General features: G+C 30.4%; 16 protein-coding genes, 1 riboswitch and 1 other annotated feature (1 of these 18 cut by a window edge). Of the genes, 2 read left to right on the top strand and 14 right to left on the bottom strand.

The window, feature by feature from the left end; genetic code table 11:
- Positions 1-207 (bottom strand) — a binding site (T-box leader); it reaches 17 nt to the left of the window's first position.
- A gap of 224 nt (positions 208-431) precedes the next feature.
- The gene (locus B3Z56_RS02095; RefSeq protein WP_346876667.1) at positions 432-1,100 is read left to right on the top strand and encodes a corrinoid protein; all 669 of its coding nucleotides are present in this window, start codon (positions 432-434) and stop codon (positions 1,098-1,100) included.
- Complete coding sequence (locus B3Z56_RS02090; protein WP_346876668.1) at positions 1,093-2,178, top strand: uroporphyrinogen decarboxylase family protein; 1,086 nt, start codon at positions 1,093-1,095, stop codon at positions 2,176-2,178. The genes B3Z56_RS02095 and B3Z56_RS02090 overlap by 8 nt, the downstream gene beginning before the upstream one ends.
- 132 nt (positions 2,179-2,310) lie before the next feature.
- On the opposite strand, the gene B3Z56_RS02085 is transcribed toward B3Z56_RS02090, so the two are convergent.
- The 14 genes from B3Z56_RS02085 to B3Z56_RS02020 all read right to left on the bottom strand — a co-directional run bounded on the left by B3Z56_RS02085 (position 2,311) and on the right by B3Z56_RS02020 (position 23,306).
- Positions 2,311-3,897: an ABC transporter substrate-binding protein gene (locus B3Z56_RS02085; RefSeq protein ID WP_346878138.1), complete on the bottom strand. Its 1,587-nt coding sequence runs from the start codon at positions 3,895-3,897 to the stop codon at positions 2,311-2,313.
- A gap of 227 nt (positions 3,898-4,124) precedes the next feature.
- Positions 4,125-4,676 carry a pyruvate kinase alpha/beta domain-containing protein gene (locus tag B3Z56_RS02080; protein ID WP_346878137.1) on the bottom strand — a complete coding sequence of 184 codons (552 nt, stop codon included), beginning with the start codon at positions 4,674-4,676 and terminating at the stop codon, positions 4,125-4,127.
- An 87-nt stretch (positions 4,677-4,763) separates the two neighbouring features.
- Positions 4,764-5,372: a TetR/AcrR family transcriptional regulator gene (locus B3Z56_RS02075; protein WP_346876671.1), complete on the bottom strand. Its 609-nt coding sequence runs from the start codon at positions 5,370-5,372 to the stop codon at positions 4,764-4,766.
- Positions 5,365-9,024: an efflux RND transporter permease subunit gene (locus tag B3Z56_RS02070; RefSeq protein ID WP_346876672.1), complete on the bottom strand. Its 3,660-nt coding sequence runs from the start codon at positions 9,022-9,024 to the stop codon at positions 5,365-5,367. The genes B3Z56_RS02075 and B3Z56_RS02070 overlap by 8 nt, the downstream gene beginning before the upstream one ends.
- 190 nt (positions 9,025-9,214) lie before the next feature.
- Positions 9,215-11,527 (bottom strand): HAMP domain-containing sensor histidine kinase, encoded by a 2,313-nt coding sequence (locus tag B3Z56_RS02065; RefSeq protein WP_346847739.1) that lies wholly within the window; start codon positions 11,525-11,527, stop codon positions 9,215-9,217.
- A complete protein-coding gene (locus tag B3Z56_RS02060; RefSeq protein WP_150845957.1) occupies positions 11,502-12,200 on the bottom strand; it encodes a response regulator in 699 nt (232 codons plus the stop codon). The genes B3Z56_RS02065 and B3Z56_RS02060 overlap by 26 nt, the downstream gene beginning before the upstream one ends.
- 220 nt (positions 12,201-12,420) lie before the next feature.
- On the bottom strand, positions 12,421-13,266 hold the full coding sequence (locus B3Z56_RS02055; RefSeq protein ID WP_346847740.1) for a C39 family peptidase: 846 nt from the start codon (positions 13,264-13,266) through the stop codon (positions 12,421-12,423).
- 164 nt (positions 13,267-13,430) lie between these two features.
- Entirely contained in the window at positions 13,431-15,209 is a 1,779-nt protein-coding gene (locus B3Z56_RS02050; protein WP_346878136.1) for a peptidoglycan-binding protein, read from the bottom strand.
- 88 nt (positions 15,210-15,297) lie between these two features.
- The gene (locus tag B3Z56_RS02045) at positions 15,298-15,849 is read right to left on the bottom strand and encodes a 5-formyltetrahydrofolate cyclo-ligase (protein ID WP_346878135.1); all 552 of its coding nucleotides are present in this window, start codon (positions 15,847-15,849) and stop codon (positions 15,298-15,300) included.
- Positions 15,850-15,958: 109 nt separating this feature from the next.
- Positions 15,959-17,335, bottom strand: a complete 1,377-nt coding sequence (locus B3Z56_RS02040) for a sodium-dependent transporter (RefSeq protein WP_346878134.1) — start codon at positions 17,333-17,335, stop codon at positions 15,959-15,961.
- A 534-nt stretch (positions 17,336-17,869) separates the two neighbouring features.
- Positions 17,870-18,904: an ABC transporter substrate-binding protein gene (locus tag B3Z56_RS02035; protein WP_346878133.1), complete on the bottom strand. Its 1,035-nt coding sequence runs from the start codon at positions 18,902-18,904 to the stop codon at positions 17,870-17,872.
- Between the two features lie 29 nt (positions 18,905-18,933).
- Positions 18,934-19,728: an ABC transporter ATP-binding protein gene (locus B3Z56_RS02030; protein WP_346878132.1), complete on the bottom strand. Its 795-nt coding sequence runs from the start codon at positions 19,726-19,728 to the stop codon at positions 18,934-18,936.
- A complete protein-coding gene (locus B3Z56_RS02025) occupies positions 19,728-20,717 on the bottom strand; it encodes an iron ABC transporter permease (RefSeq protein WP_346847746.1) in 990 nt (329 codons plus the stop codon). Before B3Z56_RS02025 ends, B3Z56_RS02030 begins: the two co-directional genes overlap by 1 nt.
- A 213-nt stretch (positions 20,718-20,930) precedes the next feature.
- Positions 20,931-21,101: riboswitch (cobalamin riboswitch) on the bottom strand.
- Positions 21,102-21,230: 129 nt separating this feature from the next.
- Positions 21,231-23,306 (bottom strand): methyl-accepting chemotaxis protein, encoded by a 2,076-nt coding sequence (locus tag B3Z56_RS02020; RefSeq protein ID WP_346847747.1) that lies wholly within the window; start codon positions 23,304-23,306, stop codon positions 21,231-21,233.
- Positions 23,307-23,456 lie beyond the last annotated feature (150 nt).

The following is a 23,456-nucleotide window of genomic DNA, read 5'->3' as shown; positions in this document are numbered from 1 at the left end:
TATTCACGGTACCATCCTAATTTGATTAAGTATTATTTACTTTATCATCTCAATCCCTTTAACGGAGGAATCCGATCTACCCTACTTTTCATTTCAGGTAAATATCTCCAGGATGTCTTTCAATACTACTTTTCTCATAGAGCTTCCACCATCCTCTACTCGCTTTACATACTTAGTAATATTTACTCTTCCTTTCAAAGAATTATAAATATATATTTTCTATATAATATGCCTTTTTAGAATTTTTGTCAATATATTTTGATAATTCTTCATTATTTTTAGTTAGAATTTTAAATAAGTAAATTTAACTAATAGTTATTTCAAATAATGCTAAATTATTCTAAAAAAAATATTATTATATACTTGGATATAAATTTATTTTTTTATGAATTTATAGAAACCTACAATAAAACAAAAAGGTGTGTGTGAAAATGGACGAAAAGAAAAATTTACTTTTAGATGCTCTATGTAACAGCGTCCTTGATATGGATGAAGATTTAGTAAGAGCTAAAGCTGACGAATACCTAAATCTAGGATATGATGCCTATGATGGAATAGCTTCTGGTTTAGCTGTAGGAATGGATAAGGCAGGAATTTTATATGAGGAAGAGGAGTATTATATTCCTGAGCTACTTATGTGTTCTGATGCTATGTATGCAGGTATGGATAAGTTTAGACCTCATCTAAAATTTGCTTCTAATGAGATAAAACATAAGGCTGTTGTGGGTGTAGTAGAGGGCGATACCCATGACATAGGTAAAAATTTATTCAAAATTATGCTTGAAACATGTGGTTTTGAAGTACATGACCTAGGAAGAGATGTTCCTCCTATGGAATTCATAAATAAAGTAAAAGAAACAAAAGCTACATTAGTTGGAATGTCTACTTTAATGACTACAACTATGGATAATATGAAGGTAGTTATTGATATGTTAAATGATGCTGGACTTAGAGATGATGTTGTAGTCATGATAGGTGGTGGACCCATCTCTCAAAGCTTTGCAGATAAAATAGGGGCAGATGGTTATGAAGTTGAGGCTTCAAAGGCTGCTCGTTTAGCCAAAGAACTTGTTTCAAGGAGGAATGCAGCTAATGTTTAAGGATAAAATGACTCCTATGGAAAGGGCTATAGCAATTTCTCAAGGAAACACTATCGATAGAATACAATGCAATCCAAATCTTTCCAATGGTATTGCAAGGGTAGCAGGATTAAAAATTTCTGAGTTTAATCATAGTAGTAAAGCTCTATCCAATGCAGTTATAGAAACCCACAAAAGATTTGGTGGAGATGGTGCTAAAATTTTTACAGATTTATTTATTATTTCAGAAGCCATGGGTGCAAAAATGAAATATCCAGAAGATAATACTGTAGACCTACTTGAACCAGCAATTAAATCTATAGATGAACTAAATAAACTTACCCCTGTAAATCCATTAAAGGATGGAAGGCTTCCTATTCATATAGAAGCTATGAAAATCGTAAAAGATGCTATAGGTTCTGAAGTTCCTTGTAGTGCAGCAATAGTAGGACCATTCACTAATGCATGTTTCTTAATTGGTGTTCAAGAAATGACCAAACTCATGATAAGAAATCCTGAAGCCGTTCATAAACTATGCAAAATTTCTCTTGATAGTTGTATTTCTTTTGTGAAAGAATCTCTAAAACAAGGCGTTGGAATTAGCATCTGTGAACCTATGGCATCTTCCACTGTTATTAGCCCTACTCATTTCAGAAAATACTGTACGCCATATATGGAACAATTAGTTAACTTCATAAAGGATAAAGGTTCAACTCCTTCTGTTCATATTTGCGGAAAAACAGATCCTATTTGGCAAGATATAGTAGACTTAGGCTTCAGTGCATTTAGCATAGATAATGTAGTAAGCCTATCAAAGTGTAAAGAAACTATAGGAAACCACATAAAAATCATGGGAAATGTAGATCCTTCTACTGTAATGTATAGCGGTACTCCTAATGAAGTTAAGGTAGCTACCTTAATATGTATAAAGGATGGTTATGATAGTCCTAAAGGCTATTCAGTAATGTCTGGATGTGGACTTCCTGTTGAAACTCCTATGGATAATATCCATGCTATGCTGGATGTTACTAGAGAACTTGGATGGCCTATAGATCCAGAAAAAATAGATTTTCTTATTAAAAAGTATGGTGTTATTTAAATATATCCTATTGGTTTATAAATGAGTTTTAAAATATTCAAAGTTAAATCAGCGCTGAAATTTCCTTACATTGTTGAAAGTAACCTTTCTTATAACTATTAGGTAAGTTTCAGCGCTTAAATTACTTGTAGTTTATTTACTATTTAAATGTAACTTTGACCAATCTTCAAAAAGTATATTAGCTGTAGGTTTAGCTTCTGGTACCCCATCTAGGTTTTTTTGTGCTACCATAAGGTTTTGTTCATAATCTATAGCATAAATTGCTGCATCTGATGCAATCTGACGTTGTATATCTCGATAAATTGCTTTTCTTCTATCTGCATCTACCTCTTCTGCCCCTATCTTCCATAAATTATCTACTTTAAAGTTAGTATATCCTGTTTGATTATAGTAAGAGCCTGTTTCAAACATCTTTCTATAATCTTCTGGAGCTAATCCTAAAGAATATCCACTAATGTATAAAGCACATTCATCATCTTTACTATATAACTTGTTATAAAAATCTACATTTTCATAAGGTACTATGTCAACCTCTATATCTATGTCTTTCAATTGTTTCTGTACAATTTCTGCATACTCCTTATGAGCAAAAGCTTCTGTATTATATGCTAACTTAAGGTTGTTTATAGAAACTCCGCTTTCTTCTATTAATGCTTTCGACTTTTCTATATCATGATTATATACTTCTACCTCATCTTCTATGTATAGTTCTACCTCTTTAATTAAAATTGAATTCCCTTCTTCTACCTTCTCTGCACCTGATTCTCCATAGGCTGCAACTATCATTTCTTTTCTATCTAAAGCATAGGATAGTGCTTTTCTAAATACTATATTTTGCATTGAACTAAGATTTTGATTAAAAACTATATAGTTTAATCTTCCTTGGCTAAAGGTATAAGATTGCAATTCTTCTCCCTTATAGGCTTTATCATATAATTCTGCGCTTGCTTTAACTAAGGTTAGCTCTCCCTTATTGAAAGCCTCCTCTGTAGCTTCTTCTGATGAAAATACTTTTATTGTTATGAAATCAGCCTTAGGACTTCCTGAATAATAATCATCATATTTTTCTAAAACCATACTATCTTCTTTAGTCCATTCTTTAAATTTAAAGGGTCCAGATCCTATAGGTGTCTTATTTCTCTCTGAAGTGGCAACTATGCCTTCATTTTCATAAATATGCTTAGGAATAGGAACCACCTTGGAAAGATTATATAAAAACATTGAATTCTCAACTGGAAGAGTTATTTTAATAGTTAATTCATCTAATTTTTCTGCTTTTATAGGCTTTTCATCTATAATTAAATATTCTCTTAAGGGTGAATTCTGATTCTCATCTAAAATCAGGTTTATTGTATACTCCAAATCATCTGCATTTATAGGTTTGCCATCATGCCATTTTAGATTTTTCTTTAATTTAACAGTTATCTCCTTATTATCCTTAACGTCAACAGACTCTGCTAGATAAGTTCTAACATCTCCGTCTCCATAAGAAAAAAGTGGAGAATAAATTATATTAGACACTAGCTGAACCTCTCCTACATTGGTAAATGCAGGGTTTACTATTTCTGGTTTCTCTGTTACTGGAACAATTATATTTCCTCCAGCCGTAGTAGATATTTGCCCTTCATCATTTTTAGGGCCTTTTAAATTACCGCACCCAGTAAAATTCATTATACTTATAATTATTAATAACATAGAAATCATTCTTTTAAGTTTCATAATGTCCTCCTTGATATAAAACATAAATTATTTTACTTTAGCTTTTGCACTTTAGGCTAATTTTAAGCATAAAAATAAATTATTCTTAAAATAAAGGACCATTATGAAATCTACCCACAAAAAAGACTATCTCAAAACAAATTACATCTTATATTAGTAAATTGTTTTGAGACAGTTCTATAAACTTAATGGAATATTGAGTTTAAAATAAGTTAAATAAAATTATACTATAAACTTGGTTTACAAATAAATTCATCTATTTTACAATCTAAAATATTAGAACCATGAGACGTACGCATAATAATGGCAGTATCTACTCCTAGGCCTGTTCCCCCTAAAGCTATAATGGGCTCCATATATCCTATAGCACCACTATCTAAAGCCATTACTGCTATTTCAACTGCTACTTTAGTACCTTGACCTAACATACGTAGGGAGTATGCAATTATTTCTACTGGATTTACTCCTCCAAACTTACGTGAAAGTCCACGCTCTGCTCCACTAAGCACATGGGTTGTAGTTACAACCTTAATTCCTCTACTTTTAAATAATTCTAGTTTTTCTGTAGAAATTTCTTGAACTCCGGGTTCTTTAAACCCATTAACATGTGTAACACATACTATGTTTATTCCATCTATATCTAACTTAATAAGCTCCTCTATAGTATTCCCTGTACTAGTAGGTACTACTATAGTCTTAATACTCCTTTTACGAGCCGTTTTTAATGCACTCTCTAATGTATCTTTAGTATTCTGTTTTCCTGGTTTTTCAAAATACATGCTAACTTCCTCCCCAAATTACATATAATATATTTAAATTATAATATATATCCTCTTTGCTAATAATTCTACCCTAATTAAAATCCTTTAACTTAACGACTTTAAAATCAAAGTGTAAGCATTTTCTTTTATCTTTTCTATATCCGTAGTTTCAAGGTTTGATGTAGAACAAAAATAATTTGAATAGCCTAACATAGCACTTATAAATACATAATATTCATACTCTCTATTTTCTTGTGCTTTAACTATACCCTCATCTATTCCAACTTCCATTAACCTTCTTACAGCGTCAGACATTTCTTCCTTTCGCTTTATAAAAATTTGGTTGCCTTCTTCTAAATATTGTCTTAGTTTATCTGTTTCAATACTTGATAAAGCCAGGATAAAGTTTGAGTTTTTGCTTCTAGAATTTTCTTCTATTAATTTAAATAAACCATAACATTTATTTTTAAATCCCTGAGCCTTATTAACTATGCTAAATACTTCATTAAATTGAATTTCTATATTATATATAATAGCCTTTGCTATTATTTCTTCCTTAGACTTAAAATAATTATACAGGGTTCCTTTTCCTATGCCAGCTGCTTCTGCAATATCAGCAGCTTTTACTGAATGAAGGTCTACGCCTTCATTCATAAGTTTTATTACAGCATTAAATATATCTATTTCTCTTTTACCATAGTTATTATCAAACATTTTTACCCTCCTCAACCTCTACTACTGCTACTAAAGCCTTCCTATGCAATATGTCGTATATAATAGGAACAATAAATAATGTTAATAGTGTAGCATAGGTTAATCCTCCTATGGTCACAATAGCCATTGGTTGAATCATATCTGCTCCCATTCCTATTCCCATAGCAAGGGTTAAGAGTCCTAAAATAGTAGTTAATGCTGTCATAAGTATAGGTCTAATACGAGCCTTTCCAGTTTCAATTAAAGCACTTCTTTTATCAACGCCCTGTAACCTTAATTGATTTACATAATCAACAAAAACTATACCATTGTTAACTACAATTCCTGCTAATACAAGAAAACCTAACATGGAAATCATACTTATCTCGAAACCAGTTATTACTAATGCTAAGAGTCCTCCTGTAAACGCTAGAGGTATAGTAATCATTACTATTAATGGTGATAATAATGACTGAAATTGAGCTACCATTATTAAATATATTAAAACAATAGCTAGTGAAATCATTTTTATTAAATCTCCTAAGGTTTCATTGATTGTTTCACTTTCTCCAGTAATATCTATGGTGTATCCCTCAGGTAATTTATAAGAACTTATTTTGCTTTCTACATCTCTACTGACAAGTCCAATATTGTGATCATTGTCTATACCAGCAGTAACTGACATACTTCGTACTTGATTCTTATGATTAATAGAAGCTAATGCCTGGTCTTCTGAAATTGTAGATATATCCTTAAGGTATACTTCCTTTTCTTCACCATTAACTGTAGCTTTTATAGTATAATCCTTCAATGTTTCCCTTGTTAATTCTTCCTTCGACTCAGTTACAACTATTACAGGATATTCATTAGAGTTAATGGTAATATTAGTTGATTTAGTTTCATTCTTAATAGCTGTAGCCACTTGTTGATATACTTGTGCTACAGTAAGTCCATATTTAAGTGCCTTATTTTTATCAACTGTAATTCTAGTCTCTTCTGATGCATCTTTTAGGCCATTTGATATATCAATTGTTCCTTCAGTGTTTTCTAAAATTCCTGTTAAATCAGTAGCTATCTCCTTAAGTTTATCTAAGTCATTACCTTTAACAAGAACTTCTATACCTGAGCCACCCATAGCTGACATATCCATATTAGATGAATTTACAGTTATATCGCAATTTAAGTCCTTTGTCTTTTCATCTATGCTAGTAGCCACTTGTTGACTAGTGTTACTTCTTTCGTCTTTTAAAATTATATACATAGATACTGCTTTATCGCTACCATTACCACCCAAAAGGCCCATAGAACCATTGCCACCTTGCATTGCACCTACTGTTTTAACATCTGGTATTGTAAGGATTATATCCATTACCTTATTACTCATTTCTCTAGCATCTATGGTAGTACTTTCCTTCGGCATTTCTATTGATACCATTATCTCATTACTATCAACCTCTGGCATAAATGCTGTCCCCATAGAAAAAGCACTATAAGCACTAGAAATTAATAATACTACCACTAAACCTATAATTATAATCTTATGATTAAGGGCTTTATCTAGTAACTTTACATAAATATCTATAATTTTATCAAAAAGTTTATGGGGCTTTTCTTTAGTATTGGTTAGCATAGTAGATGACATAGTAGGTACCAAGGTTAGGGCTATAATTAAACTAGCAATTAATGAATACGCAATTGTTAGTCCCATGTCAGTAAACAGTTGTCGAGATATTCCTTGAGTAAATACAATAGGTAAGAATACACAAATTGTTGTTAAAGTAGATGCAAATATTGCTCCTGAAACTTGAGCTGCACCATAAACGGCAGCCTTAGCAGAAGACATACCTTCACTTCTTAATCTATATATATTTTCAATTACTACAATACTATTATCTACTAACATACCAACTCCCAACGCTAGTCCTGCTAAAGATATTACATTCATAGTAACTCCACTAAAATACATTAGACCTATTGCAAATAATAAACTTACGGGTATACTCATTGCTATTATAAATGTTGGTTTTATATCTCTTAAAAAAACAAGTAATATTACTATTGCAAGAATTCCTCCTAAAATTAAGTTATTTAATACAGAATTTATTACAATATCAATATACATTCCTTGATCACTAAGCTGATTTATATGCATATCTGGATTTTCTTTTAATAATTTTTCAATAGTTTTATTTATATCATGGGATACTTCAGCAGTAGAAGCTGTACTTTGTTTTTGGAAAGAAAGTAAAATACCATCATTACCATTAATTTTTGCATACATGTCATGGGAATTATTTATAAATCCTATATCTGCCACATCTTTAAGCTTTACTGTACCAATACCATCTATATCCAAGGTTATCAATTCTAAATTTTCTATTTCATCTATATTTGAAAATTGGTCTCCTACCTTAACTAAATACTCATGTTTATTTTCTGTAATATATCCAGCTGGCATGGAAAAGTTTTCTGCTGCTAATATACTACTTAATGAACTTTGGGAAATCACTCCATCTAATCCTGCTTTTTTATAAGCATTTTCTTCTGCAATTTTAAATTCTTCTTTTCCTTTCTTAATAGCCTTTTCACTTTCTTCTAGTTGAAGTTGTGCCTTGGCTAACTCAGAGTTAAGGGTGGCCTTTCCAGCTTCTAATTGTTTTTCTCCCCCTATAATTTCTGATAACTTCTTCTCTAATTCCTTCTTTTGCTTTAAAATCTCTTCAATACTTTTATTAGTAGCTTCCAAAGTTATAGATAATTGTGTTAATTTTAATTTTTCTTCTGCTGAAGTTTCTTCTCCTGCCTTTATTTGCTCTTCTATAACTTTCTCTAGATTTTCCTTTTCCTTTTTAATCTCATCACGCTTTTTTTCTAATCCTTCTTGACCTTGAATTAATAGTTTTAGCCCTTGTTCAACTTGATATTTTCCGGAAGAAAGGCTCATACTACCTTCCAATAACTTTTCCTTCTGCTTATCACTTTCTTCATTAAACTTAACTTTACCATCTTGTAAAGCTTTTTCAGCTTTATCTAATTCTGCTTTAGTTTGAGATAGCTTTCCATCAATAGATTTAAGAATTCTATTATTAAGTTTATCTATTTTTTCTTGCTTCAGAGAGATTTGTAAACTTTCCTCAATTATCCCTGTACCAGAAACAGATGCTACTCCATCCAATCGTTCAAATTCAGGTATAATCTCCTCTGTTACTTTCTTTGATGTTTCAGTAATATCTTTTCCATCAAAGTCTACACTAGCAACTACAATTGGTAGCATATCTGGATTTATCTTTATTAGCATAGGTGTCCCCACTTCATCATCAAGTTGGGATTTAACCATATCAATATTTCCATTCATCTCAATCATAGCGCTTTCCATATTAGTCCCTTGAGTGAACTGAATAATAACCATGCTTGAGTTTTCACTAGAAATACTATTAATTTCTTCTACTCCACTAGTAGTAGATAAAACTTGTTCTAGTGGCTTTGTCACAGTAAGCTCAACTTTCTCTGGACTTGCACCAGGATAGGCAGTTATTACTGCTACATAAGGTAAATCTATACTAGGTAATAAATCAGTAGTCATTGATGTAAAAGATATAATTCCAAGAATAATAACCAGTACAACCCCTACTATAACTGTCATAGGTTTCTTCACGCTGAATTTTGATAACACTTTAGTACCCCCATTATTATTAAATTCAAATGACTGACCGTCCAGTCACCAGATATTATACCATATATTACATATAGCTACAATAAGTTCATGGCATTAAAAAACTGCTTAAAAATAGACTAAATACTTACTAAAGTACTTAATCTATTTTCAAACAGTATACTCTCCTTATATATTTTTTTAGAATGTATTATTCATAAATATTAAACTCAACAGTCACCTTAAACAAATCCCCATCTATACCTATTTCTAAAGCTCCGTCATGAAGTTCTATTATGCTTTTTGCAATGGCTAAACCTAAGCCTGAACCTTCTGTATTCCTTGATTCTTCTCCTCTTTTAAATCTTTCTGTAATCTCACTAGCGTCAAAGTTTAATTCATAGGCTGATATATTTTTCATTGTTATATATACCTTACCATTTTCAGATTTTACATCCACATAAACTCTAGTGCTTTTTAGGGAATATTTTATAGCATTAGAAATTAGGTTTTCAAATACTCTCCAAATTTTTCTCCCATCAGCATTAATATATATTTTTTCTGATGGTATATTGGTTTTAAAATCTAAATTTGCTTCTTTAATTCTATTCTCTGCTTCTCCTAACGTCTGCTTTATTAAAGCATTTAACTCTATTTTTTCAAAATTTAACTGCATAGCTCCACTGGCAGCCTTTGAAGCCTCAAATAAGTCTTCTATTAATATCTTTAATCTTTGAGATTTTCTATCTAAAACTTCTACATAGGCTCTTGCTTCTTCTGGTTCAATGCCCATTCTTTTAAGTAAATCTACATAATTAATAATTGATGTTAATGGAGTTTTAAGATCATGAGATACATTTGAAATAAGCTCTGTTTTCATTTTCTCACTTTTATTTTCATTTTCTATAGATTTTCTAAGTCCTTGCTTCATATTGTTTATACTATGGGCAAGATCTCTTAATGCTCCCTTACCCTCTTCTGATATATCATCATTAATTTTTCCTTCTGAAATAAGCTTAGCACCATTAGTTATTTTATTTAAATAAGCAAACTCTTTCACTAATTTATATATAACAATTGCTGTAGCAACTATATCAAAGCCAAGGGCAATAACTGCTCCTACTGCTCCTACTATAACCATTAATATTAAAGATACACTAGTACAAATAGCTACATATACACCTATAACCAATACTAATTTTCTTCCTAAAGTACCTTTTTCCATAGCTATACATAAATGATTATAAAGTTTTACTCCATAACTATCCTTAAGAAGTGTATTCTCCTTATAATTTTGAAGTAAAGCTTTGATAATTAAGTAATAAGCTATCAAAATTAGTGTTACCACCATTATATTATTAATATTGATGGTGTATCTATATTCATTACTCCAATTATGTGTAAAAAACATATGATAAGATATCCATCCCATTAATATACCTAATAACTTAAATTCTAAAGGCATATTTTTCAATTTTTCTACTATTCTATTTGAATAGCATGGCTTATATCTAAACTTCTTAAGGACAAAAATCATAATTACTACCCCAAATAAGGAGGCTACCAAAATGCCTATTTCTGTATCTACAATAGAATTAGCTTGCAGAAATTTTTCATAGGTATTATATATGCTATCTCCAGCTACTAGTTTACTTGGGACTGCTACATATATATCCAAATCTCCCTTTACTCTAAAGCTCTCTTCATTAGTATAACTATTACCATTCTCATTATAACTATGTTTAACTACTACAGTAGCTCCATAACCTTCCCTGTAGTTACCATATTCATTTACTTCCTTGTCTTTAATAAGTTCTCCATTAATAAATATATTTTTATTTTCTACTCCGCTAGAAATATGATATTCCGAAAAATAGCCACTATTTTTCTTTAACTCTGCAATGGCATCCTTACCTGGTTTATAGTTGGTAAGCCATATGTCATTAGCTTTATCATAGGCAATGTACCTTAAATTTGCATAACTGTCCAAAGTCTTAATATACCTATTATAATTCACCAACTTCTCTTCAACTATTAACTTTTTTAGTTCTTCATCACTATAATTGTACTTTTCCTCTATGCTTTTATAGATAGCTTCTTCCTCTTTGTTAACCTTCTCTTCATCCCAATTGTTAGTGTATTTTTCATGTAACTTACTTCGCTCATTATCATACTCTTCTTGAATCTTCTTTCTTATAATTTCTTTTTTCCATTGAATTTCTTCCTGGGTTAAATTTTTTATTTCCTTAATATAATCTTCTGTTTTATAAAGTTCCATTACTTCAAGAATCTTTTCTGTAAAAGAGTTGATTTCACTTCCTAAAAATTTACTTCCATACAGACTTCTTTCATCAAAAATACCACTATTAACTCTAATATCTTTAAAAGAAATTAGGGATATGGAGACCATTACTACAGTTATTATAATAGCTATAGTCTTTGCTATTTTTATTCTTCTACAGTCTTTTACCATTTCTTCATACTCTCTATCCTTTTCATCAACACTTGTCGATTTTGTATCCAATTCCCCACACCACCTTTAAATATTTTGGTTCCTTTGGATTAATTTCAATTTTTTCTCTAATCCTTCTTATATGCACAGCTACAGTATTATCTACATTGTAGCTAGTTTCATTCCAAACTCTTTCGTATATTTCTTCCATGGAAAATACTCTTCCTTTATTCTTAAGCAATAATTCCAAAATTTTAAATTCTATAGGTGTTAGTTTTATACTTTCACCATCAACAAATACTTCCTTATTTTTAGTGTTTAGTTCTAATCCACCACTTTTTAAAACTTCCTTTTCTTCTTCTTTGTTAAAATTACCCAAGGTCACATATCTTCTAAGTTGTGATTTAACCCTTGCAATTAACTCCAAAGGATTAAAAGGTTTTGTTATATAATCATCTGCTCCCATATTTAAGCCTAAGATTTTATCCGTGTCCTCTGACTTTGCAGAGATAAGAATTATTGGAATATTTTTTTCTTCTCTAATTTTAAGAGTTGCTCTAATTCCATCCATCCTTGGCATCATTATATCCATCAAGATAAGATGTATTTCCTTATCTACTAAAGTTTCTAAAGCTTCAATTCCATCACAAGCTCTATATATTTTTAATCCTTCGTTTGAGAGATATATTTCAATGGCATCTACTATTTCTTTATCATCATCAACTACTAATATATTGTAATTCATTGTACTCCCCTCCACTTCATATTAATTATACCATGACTTCTCTCAAGCTATACTTCTATATTACCCTTGAAATATTAAATAATTGTTTATATAAACCTTAAGAAATTCTTACAATATGTTCACATAATAAGAATGGTAGCTATGAAACATAATTCATTAACTTTTATAAAATATAGAGCCTATACTTTAATATTCTTAAAGTATAAGCTCCATGTTTATGTTAATATATTTCATTCATTAATTTATTATTTAAAATAACTATCGATTGGTCTCCCAATTCCTTAAATCTTTTTTCAACTAACTTCTTATCATAGCCAACTACACCATTACCTTCATAGGGATCATTAAAATAATATTTATCTTTATCATAACCTACAAATACCATACAATGCTCATTACTTATCCACTGAAACTTCTCCCCTGATTCTCGCAAATACCATTCTGCACCTGATTCAGTAGGAAGTAAATTAAGGCTTGTCCAAACTAACACAGGTATTTCTTTATCTATATAATTTTCTATAAGTTCATTAAACCCACTTCCTGTGGTATTTTTTACGCAGTGCTCTTTTCCTAAGATTTTATTTAATGAATTAACAATTACAGGGGCATAACATCCATAACTATATACACTTCTTGGGTCTCCAACAAAAGCTTCATTAGGATTAGGACCATATAAATCTCCATTAACTTCTTCTAAAAATGAGCTCTCTAAATAATCATCTATAAACTCATCAACAGATATATTATATCCATAATATTTTAGTATCATAGATGTACTTACAACCTCACACCCTGTTGGATATTCTCCAGCTTGACTTATATAGGGTACAGAGATAAGCTTGTAACTTTTATTAGATTGTTCATTAATTTTGTGAGTTTTTAATTCATTATTTAGTTTCTTATAACTCCATAGTGATATCTGCTCTGGTGTATAGGAATTTAAAATAGCTGACATATATACTGTCAAAATGCATAATGTAAAAAATAATACTGTTCTTAGACTTATTGATTTCCCTTTTATTGAATAGTTTTTATCCTTATCTCTTACTCTTTTTGTAATCTTCAATGGATTTTACCTTCTTTCCAAAGGATTTATTTGTTAAATATAGTATACTATGTAAAACAGAACAAATAATTAAACAAATTGTAAATTATATACAATTAAAAGCTTATCCTATAGAATTTAAATCCATAGAATAAGCTTTATCTTATTATCATATTGTTCCTAATTTAAATATCTTGATATACTTGTACAATCTTCTCCCAAGTTAATGGCCCAACTATACCATCAGAATTCAATTCAAAGCACTTTTGAAAATCTATAACTGCTTGATTTGTTGCCTTTCCAAAAATCCCATCCACATTTATATTTTTTATAGAGGGATACTTATCTGCTATAGCGCTTAAGTAGGTTTGTAATTTACTTATGACATTTCCTCTAGAACCTTGTTTTAATATATATCCTGGATACTCATATCCATCTCCTTCTGGCTTATTACTTCCATTAATTATATCTTTATATACAGAGTATATTTTATTCCAAGTTTGCTTTCCAACTATTCCATCTACATCTAATCCAAATTTCTTTTGAAATTGTATTACTGAATCTAAGGTACTTACACCAAAAATACTATCTCCATTAATTGGAGGCACTTCTTTATAATATTGAGATACAAAATTTAAGAAATATTGCATTTGAGATACAGCATCACCTGTGGAGCCTTGCTTTAATAAATATCCAGGATACTCACCTGCACTTTCTAATTTTTCTCCTTCTGACTCTAATTCTGCTAATCTTTTAACTCCTACATAAATTCCTGATATTTTATACCAAGTTGATTTTCCAACGATTCCATCTGCATATAAATTAAATATTCTTTGGAATGCCTTTACAGATGATTCTGTCTCTGATCCAAACACTCCATCTACAGGTTCTATTTTAGGTATTGCTGGATAATTATTAGAAATTCTATTTATTTGTCTTTGAATTGTTTCTACATCACTTCCTGTAGTATTAAGCTTTAACGGAGTTCCACCAAAGGATTCCTCTATACCTCTTATATCATTAGTTTTTGTTAGTTCAATATTATCACCATAGTAATTTTTTAGTATCTCCATAGTTTCATATCCATCTGTAGCAAGTTTTACAGTATCCCATTGTGATAACCCTTTACAAGTTACAGTTGTGCCATTACAATATTGTGCCAATAGTGGTTCCATATAACCTTCTCTAGTAATATATTCATTAAATATATCATCTACAATTCTACTAATATTCTCAAAAATATTTCTTCCCTTAATAAAGTATTGATCATAGGCTGTAGAGTTAGTTATGTGAAAGTTATACCCCTTATTTCTATACCACTCTGTATATACTCTATTTAATGCAAAGGAAATTTGACAATATATATTGGCTCTTATAGCATGCTCTGGCCAAGTAGGATATATTTCACTAGATGCCACATTCTTTATATACTCTGGAAATCTTACAGTAACATTTTCTGCATAGGATGATGGTGCACCCAAATGTACTGTTATGAATTCCGGAATATATGGTCTTATCAACACCTTGCTTTGAAAAATTGGCTCTTTCTCATCTACCTGAACCCTAGGCATCTCCTCTATCAACTGATGTGGTGGAATATAATTATGCTCTAGTTCCTCTAAGAATTCTCTTTCCTTAGTAGTAGGTATCATTTCTACTTGTTGTATTGATACTTCATTAGAAAAAACTTGAACCCCTTCTACTACTGCATCCTTATATCCAGGAGCCCTAACATATAAATCATATACTGAATATGGTATTTGATCAGAATCTTTATTTTTTGATAGTTCAATATCTGGTGTATCTACTTCTAATATTTTCGTTATTCCGCTAGAATCTGTAGTTAATATATTCCCTTTATCAAAATCTACTGAAGTACTTTTTAAAATAAATATATTTCCGCCTGAAACAGGTACCACCTCTCTTGCAGTAAAGAGTTCTACTTTTATAAAACCTCTTCCCATAATTTTCTCCTAAAAAATATTATCCATAGTTATTATATGGAGAAAAGCTATTTATGTTAGTAAAATTCCAAAATATAATTATCTTAATTTATCTATCTGTAATCACTTTATGAATTTTCACATCATGTTCATCATAAGGAATATAGTCACAAGTAATCTTTTCTCTACATATAACAGCTGTAGTAAAGGTAGCATGTTCTAAGTAACGATCATAAAATCCTCCTCCATAACCTAAACGATACCCTTCTTTATTACAAGAAACACAAGGTATTATAGCAAAATCTATTTCTTCTGACCTAATTAATGGACATTCATCCTTAGGTTCTAATATCCCATACTTTCCATCCTTTAAAGATTTATAGCCCTTAATTTCATGTACCTCCATAATCCCCTTACCTATACATTTTGGAACTCCAACTCTTTTACCACTTTCTAATGCATTCTCAATGATATTTCTTGTATTAATTTCATCTTCTGTACTTACAAAACAAAATATAACCTTTGCTTCTTTATACTCCTTAAGATTTATTACTTTTTCATAAATTTTCTTATCCGCTTCTAAAGTATAATCCTTTGATAATTCAGCAATACGTTTCATAATTTCATTACGAAGTTGCATTTTTTCTTCTTTTATATTCATTAGTAATCTACTCCTTTCTTCCGATTAATATCTTTATATATTTTATAATACATTAAATAAAGGAATACTCAAAACAATAATATTGTTTAGTAGTATTCCTTTAAATTTATTATAATGTTATTCCAAATATTTTTAATATATATGGTAATACTCCTATGGCATTTAACCATATAATGAATATTAAAACTGGTGCAATATATTTTATCATTATTACAAAGAATTGTTTACTTCTAAATCTATATTTACCATTGCAACTAATCTCATCTGAGATATTATCAACACCCCATACATAGCCTATGAATAGACACATTAGAAGTCCTCCTAGTGGCATAAGTAGATTTTCAGCTAAGAAACTCATAAAGTCAAAGAAATTGTATCCAAATATTAATACATCTTTCATAACTGGTCCATTGGCCAAGGAACAAGGTATTCCTATAAAAAATAAAATTGTTGATATTATTATAGTAGCCTTCTTTCTTTCTATTTTAAAAGTATCAATTACAAATGCTACTACAACTTCAAGCAACGATATGGCTGATGTTAATGCTGCAAACAAAATTAATATGAAAAATAAAATACCAAAAAATTGTCCAAAAGGCATTGAATCAAATACTGAAGGTAACGTTATAAACATGAGGCTTGGTCCAGCTCCCGGCTCAAATCCAAAGGCAAACACTGCTGGTAACACCGCAAATCCAGCAAGAAGAGCTACTGCTGTATCTATAGCTGGTATAATTACTGCATTCTTTTCTAAGTTTTCTGTGTTTCCCAAATAACTACCATAAGTAATTATTGCCCCCATTCCTAAGCTTAATGAAAAGAATGCCTGTCCTAAAGCTGCCATAACTGTTCCAATTGTAACCTTCGAAAAATCTGGTTTTATAAAAAACTTTATTCCTTCCATTGCTCCATCTAAAGTTACTGATCTAATAGCAATTATAACTAATAATATAAATAGTGCTGGCATCATAAATTTACTTGCTTTTTCGATACCTCCAGCTATTCCTTTCAATACTATTACACAACAAAGAACCATAAATACTAAATGCCATACTATAGGTTGAGTAGTACTTGCTATGAATCCACTAAAATAATTTCCTGCTTCTGCTCCTGATATTCCTCCAATTAAATACTTACCTATATAATTTAGTACCCAGCCACCTATAACACTATAAAATGCTAGTATGCAAAATCCCACAACTACTCCAATAAAACCTACAAAGGCCCACTTTTCACTTAACTTTTTGTATGCTCCTACTGAACTTAAATGAGTATTACGTCCTATTGCCATCTCACCTAGCATAATTACAAATCCAATGATTACAATCATAACTAAGTAAATAACAACAAAAGCTCCTCCTCCATTGGCACCTGCTAAATACGGAAACTTCCATATATTCCCCAAACCTACCGCTGAACCTGCTGCTGCTAATATAAAACCTATATTAGATGCCCATTGTCCTCTGTTACTCGTATTTTTATCCATAACTTTCCCCCTATCAAATTTGATAATTGTTTAAAATATATTTAATTATAGAATATATTTTATAATTATTATAATACAAATTTTCAGATAATTGAATAGAAATTTTATCTATATTCATTGTTTTGCTTATAGCTATCATATTCTCTATAGCCGCATAAATGTAAATCCTTATATTTAAGGGCTTTCCAGACATTAATTATATTTTGAAATCACCATAAAATATATTGTTAAATCGTTTTTGACACTTTATTAACAATATATTGCAATACCATTAAAACTCTATAATGTCCCTTTAAAAATTTTCAGTATATAGCAATATCCTATATTTTAAATAACAATGAATATAAGAACTTCTATTTATACTTTATTAACATATAGAAGTATTTAATTTAAAATTATATATAAAATAATTATAAATTTCAACAAAATTTTGTCGTTTTCTTTCAATTTTTCAATTTAAAGCTTTTCATCTTTTTTAGCAAATAAAAAACAGATGAGACTATCACCTGTTTTTCTATTTAACTAAATATTACTTTATTTTTTAAACACTTTAGGATATAAATATTCAGCTATTATATTATAAGCTTCCACATATCTATCATTAGGTTTATATGTGTATAAATCCTTTGGTAATACGATGTATTTTCCTTCTTTAACAGCTCTTAAAGAAGACCACACTTCATTTTTTTCTAAGTCTTCAATTCTCTTTTCCTTTATCTTTTCCGTATCAGATCCCATTTCTGTAACAAATATAAAATCAGGGTCTTCCTTTAACAATACTTCCATGCTAAAATCTACAGAACTTTTACCTTGTACAATACCATCACCAATAATATCAGCACCTAAATCTTTCAAAATTTCACCTGTGGCACTATCAGAACCTTTAATTTTTATTCCTTTTACCGTACTCATCATTAACATTACTCTAGATTTTTCACCTTGAGGAACCTTGGAAATCATCTCTTCAATTTCACCTTTTATATCTGTGGCATATTTTTTATAGCTATCTTCTCTTTCTAAAAGTGCTGTATAAATTCTAACCACCTTAATATAATCATCTATATTATCAATTCCCATACATAAAACTGGTATATTACTTTGTTCTAAAACCGTTGCTAATTCTACATGAGCAGAAAACCCATTAGAAAGGATTACCAAATCAGGCTGTAAAGAAATAATAGCCTCAGCACTAGGTGCACCTGCCGTTCCTACAACTGTTGCATCTTTACTTTCTGGAACAGATTTCTCATCTGATTCTTCTACACGACCAACAACCTTTCCGCCCAATTTATACCAAAGATCTAAATAAGAATTATAAGCACAAACAACTTTTGTAGGATTTTTTTTGATTGTTACTTCTTTATCTCTACTGTCAATAAAAGTTATACTATCCCCATTATCCTTTATACCATAACTTTCAAATGAATCAGCTGCAACTTGTTCCCCTTTCTTATTAGTATCTGTTGCTCCATTATTTTCTTTATTAGTAGCTTTACCTCCACATCCTACTAATAAAGCCATAGTCATAGTTATAGCAATAACTAGTGACATAATTTTAAACTTTTTCATCATTTATTCCTCCATTTTATTTATTTTTCTTATATACTTAAATCACACAATTTTTGTGGAATTATATATGAACAATCATTTACTCCATCATGATAAATATTAGCATCAATGGCAAATACCTCTTTTACTAATTCTGAAGTTATTACATCATTAGGCTTTCCAAAGTTACAAACCTTTCCTTTTTTTAAAACATAAATTTTATCTGAATATCTAATTGCTTGGTTCAAATCATGCAGTACCATAACAACAGTAAGATTTAAAGATTCATTTAATTCTTTAACCGTTTCAAGAACTTCTAATTGATATGATATATCTAAAAAAGTTGTAGGTTCATCCAACACTAAAATACTAGGTTTTTGCGCCAAAGCCATTGAAATCCACGCTCTTTGTCTCTCTCCACCCGAAAGTGTAGATACATATCTATCTTTTAAATTGTATATCTTTGTCTTTTCCATTGCCCACTTTATTATTTTCTCATCATCCTTATTTATTCTTGTCCCAAATTTCAAATGGGGCTGCCTTCCATAAGACACCAAATTCTCAACGGTTACATCCATATTAATATTTCTAACTTGAGGTAATATTGCCATCTCCTGTGCAATTTTCTTGGTATTAAACTTATAAATATTCTTACTATATAACTCTACTTCACCACTAGTTACATTTATAAATCTAGACAGAGCTTTTATAAGGGTAGACTTCCCTGAGCCATTAGGACCAATAATTGTTACTATTTCACCTTTTTTAACTTCAAAATCTAAATTATCAATAATTTTCTTTTTACTATAACTCACATTAATTTTTTTTGCTTCTAAGGCAATCATTATTTAGCCCCCCTTGATCTAAGTAAATATAAGAAGAAAGGTGCACCCAATACAGACATTATTATTCCTACTGGTATTTCAATAGGAGAAAATAATGTTCTTGCAAGCAAATCACATATAAGCACAACAATAGCTCCTAATAAAACTGCTGCTGGAAACAAAAATCGGTAATCAGCTCCAATAATCAATCTAGTAATATGTGGTACAATTAAGCCCACAAAACCTAATAAGCCTACTACACTTACTGCACTACCTGCAAGTAATGAAGATAAAATTATAAATATAAATCTTAGTCTTTCTACATTAACACCTAACCCAGTAGCAACTTCATCTCCTAAAACAAGAATGTTAAGCTTGTCAGGTAACATTAAAGCAATTATTACTCCCACTATTACATAAGGTAATACACTATGTACATCTGCCCAAGTAACTCCATTAAGTCCTCCAACCATAAAATTTATAACTCCCGAAACTCTATCAGGGAAAAAGGTTAGTAAAGCATTATTTCCTGCACCTAATAAAGAATTCACTGCAACCCCTGCTAAAATTAGCCTATTGGGCAACAATCCATCTTTCCAAGCTAATCCATAAATAAGCATGGTTACTATAAAAGCCCCTACAAATGCTCCTAAGGGAACCAGATGATAATATTGAGGAAATAAAATTAGAATTAAAAGCGCTGTAAATCCAGCACCTGAAGATACCCCAATTATGCTTGGACTAGCTAATGAATTTCTCATAACTCCTTGAATAATTGCACCTGATAAAGACAAGGAAGCCCCTACTAATACAGAAACAATAGTTCTTGGTAACCGTATATTCCAAATAATATGATAATTTGCCGTTCCCTTTTTAATTGTAAGAGCTTGAATTATTTCTTTAGGGCTAACATTTATAGCTCCCATGCCAACACTTAAAAATAGACTAATTATAAAAATCACTAATAAGATGACCAAGATAATATATTTATTTCTATTCTTAATTCTCATAAACCCTCCTTACCTTAAATATTCAATTAGGTATACACATTTTTCAAAATACAGTTAATATTATATTTCTACAAATAAAAAATCCATACCAAATATGGTATGGAAATAAAAAGCACATCAAATTAGTTATGACAACGCAAATTTAGTCGGTGATAAGATAAGAATACCCTCACCGATAATCTCTATTTTTGCACACCCTTAGATACGAAGAGTATTGTACAACTAACATAGGCAGGTTTCCTGACTTATGTCCACACAAAACGCCTTCCCAAGTAACTCAGTGGCATATGCTTTGTGTATAGGACAATTACAGTAGCGGCTCTGCGTAGGATTTTCACCTAGCTTCCCTTTTAACATAAATGCACCCATATTTCCATTATTAACATATTATTATTATACGTTTATATAAATATAAAGTCAATGTAATAACCCGTATTACATATTTTAAAAATAAAGAGAGAAATCCCATTTTATACTGGAATTCTCCCTTTATTAATAAGTATAACTTATACCTTATATTTTAAATTGCTGAACCACTTCATTTAATTGTTGTGCCAGTTCTGCTTGGCTTTGTGCCGTTTGAGCTACTTGCTCTATAGCTTTTGTGGTTTCATCCATATTTTCTTTTATAGTCTCTGCTTTTTCACTAGATTCTTGAGCAGACTCAGCCATATTTTGAATGGCTTCGCTTACTTGTCCCACTGTAGCTGTAATTTCCTGTGACATAGCTGCTATTTCTTCTGACATATTGCTTACAAAATCAGAATCAAAATGATATTGATTACCTGTCTCTTCATATTCGTCATAAGTTTTCATTATATCTACATCAATGAATTTTAATATGTCATTTCCCGTTTCTATACTTTTATTAAATATTTGTTTTACTGACTCTATAGTTTTTTGTATTTCTACTACAGCACCAGAAGATTGTTCTGCAAGTTTTCTTACTTCTTCTGCAACTACTGCAAACCCACGTCCTTGTTCTCCTGCTCTTGCAGCTTCGATAGCAGCATTTAAAGCTAGTAGGTTAGTTTGATCAGCTATAGATGATATTGTATCTGTCATAACCCTAATGCTATCTATTACAGAACTTTCTTCTATAACCTTCTTCATATTAGCTTCCTTTTGAATGTATAGTTCTTTTGCTATCTTTTTAATCTCTTTGCTATTCTCCTTTACCTTGCTGGCTCTCACTTTAGAATCACTTGCATTATTGCTTCCTTCCATGGCCTTTGAAGATAATATATTCACACTTGAATCCACTTCTTCAACAGATGCAGTTATCTCCTCTGTAGCAGCACTTGACTCCTGCATACCACCTGCAATAGTATTAACAGCCTCGTTAACATTTACAGTTTTAGCTGCCAATTCCTCAACAGTTGCTGAAAGTTCTTCCGCAGATGCACTTATATTTTCCGAATTCTCCATTATAATTTTTACGATAGAATGAATGTTTTCTGTCATCTTATTCAGATACTTACTCATTTCACCAAGCTCATCATTGCTTTTTAATTCTAGTTTTTCTGTTAAATCTCCATTTGCAATCTTCATAGCAAAAGCATTAACCTTTTTAATGTTCTTTCCTATATAATTAGCAAAAAATAATATAAATAATACTACTATTACAATTGCAACTACTATTATTATACTTATTTTATTTCTTAGTGAATTAATTTGAAGATATACTTCTTCCTCAGGAATACATACAGCAATAATCCACTCTGTACCTTCTACGGTGCTATAATAAACCTTTTGAATTCCTTTATCATCTGTAAATGTTCCTTGACCATTCTTATCAGTTAACATTTTTTCACCTAAGACTGACAATGTAGAATTTTCATCATCTTTTATATTAGTTTTCATAATTTTAGATTCATCTACATCTGCAACATATAAACCACTTTTATCTATTAAAAATGCCCTTCCTTCTTTACCGATTTGCATATTTTTTATATTATTTTGTAAAGTAGATAAATCTATATCTGCTGTGGTAACTCCTATAAAATTATTATTTGAATCGTACATTGGACATGTAGCAGTTATCATAGAAACTTTCGCTACATCATCATAATAAGGTGATGACCATTCAACACTCTTATCAGTGTCTTGTCCTATTTTATACCAATCACCTGTTTTATAATCTGTCTTACTATATTCATCTGTATAAGTACCTTTACCGTTTAACTTGTATGCATAAGGTCCAAATAGCTGAATATCTTTCTTATATTTAAATGGTTCAAACCAAACACCAGCTCCAAAAGTTTCATCATTTGTGTCAATTAAGCTTTCCAACACACCTTTATAATTTTCTTCAGTCAGCGATGATACAGAATTCTCAGCCACTTTAGCTAAACTTTCAGATATTTTCTGATGCCTCTCCAAACTCTTTTCAATTTCTTGCGACTTTTCATTTAGTTTACTATTCATGTTTATTTCGAGCTCACTATTTATTATCTTTTTTGCACTTGAATAACTCATATATGCCAGTACAACCATAGAAGCTATTATTACAGGCATAAGTAACAAAATCATCTTTACCTTAATACTTTTAATTTTTATACCTTTAACCTTCACACCCTTAAACTTCATAATTTCAGCCTCCCTCATTTTTAGCTTATATTTTACAATATATTATTTTATTTATCGTATCAATTAATATATTAAAATAGTATAAGCTTAATATTTCTTGTTATTTCATTAAATTGATTTTATTTTCACATACAAAAAATAGTATAAAAT

The sequence above is a fragment of the Clostridium sp. UBA7791 genome (genome assembly GCF_002480755.1).
Classification (GTDB): domain Bacteria; phylum Bacillota; class Clostridia; order Clostridiales; family Clostridiaceae; genus Clostridium_J; species Clostridium_J sulfidigenes.
The sequence above is the reverse complement of the archived record's forward strand: the minus strand, read 5'-3'. Positions and strand labels throughout refer to the sequence as shown.

Excerpts from the sequence above, each read along its gene's own strand:
- B3Z56_RS02095 (WP_346876667.1), top strand. The coding sequence starts at position 432 with ATGGACGAAAAGAAAAATTTACTTTTAGATGCTCTATGTAACAGCGTC.
- B3Z56_RS02090 (WP_346876668.1), top strand. The coding sequence starts at position 1,093 with ATGTTTAAGGATAAAATGACTCCTATGGAAAGGGCTATAGCAATTTCT.
- B3Z56_RS02085 (WP_346878138.1), bottom strand. The coding sequence starts at position 3,897 with ATGAAACTTAAAAGAATGATTTCTATGTTATTAATAATTATAAGTATA.
- B3Z56_RS02080 (WP_346878137.1), bottom strand. The coding sequence starts at position 4,676 with ATGTATTTTGAAAAACCAGGAAAACAGAATACTAAAGATACATTAGAG.
- B3Z56_RS02075 (WP_346876671.1), bottom strand. The coding sequence starts at position 5,372 with ATGTTTGATAATAACTATGGTAAAAGAGAAATAGATATATTTAATGCT.
- B3Z56_RS02060 (WP_150845957.1), bottom strand. The coding sequence starts at position 12,200 with ATGAATTACAATATATTAGTAGTTGATGATGATAAAGAAATAGTAGAT.
- B3Z56_RS02050 (WP_346878136.1), bottom strand. The coding sequence starts at position 15,209 with ATGGGAAGAGGTTTTATAAAAGTAGAACTCTTTACTGCAAGAGAGGTG.
- B3Z56_RS02045 (WP_346878135.1), bottom strand. The coding sequence starts at position 15,849 with ATGAATATAAAAGAAGAAAAAATGCAACTTCGTAATGAAATTATGAAA.
- B3Z56_RS02040 (WP_346878134.1), bottom strand. The coding sequence starts at position 17,335 with ATGGATAAAAATACGAGTAACAGAGGACAATGGGCATCTAATATAGGT.
- B3Z56_RS02035 (WP_346878133.1), bottom strand. The coding sequence starts at position 18,904 with ATGAAAAAGTTTAAAATTATGTCACTAGTTATTGCTATAACTATGACT.
- B3Z56_RS02030 (WP_346878132.1), bottom strand. The coding sequence starts at position 19,728 with ATGATTGCCTTAGAAGCAAAAAAAATTAATGTGAGTTATAGTAAAAAG.
- B3Z56_RS02025 (WP_346847746.1), bottom strand. The coding sequence starts at position 20,717 with ATGAGAATTAAGAATAGAAATAAATATATTATCTTGGTCATCTTATTA.
- B3Z56_RS02020 (WP_346847747.1), bottom strand. The coding sequence starts at position 23,306 with ATGAAGTTTAAGGGTGTGAAGGTTAAAGGTATAAAAATTAAAAGTATT.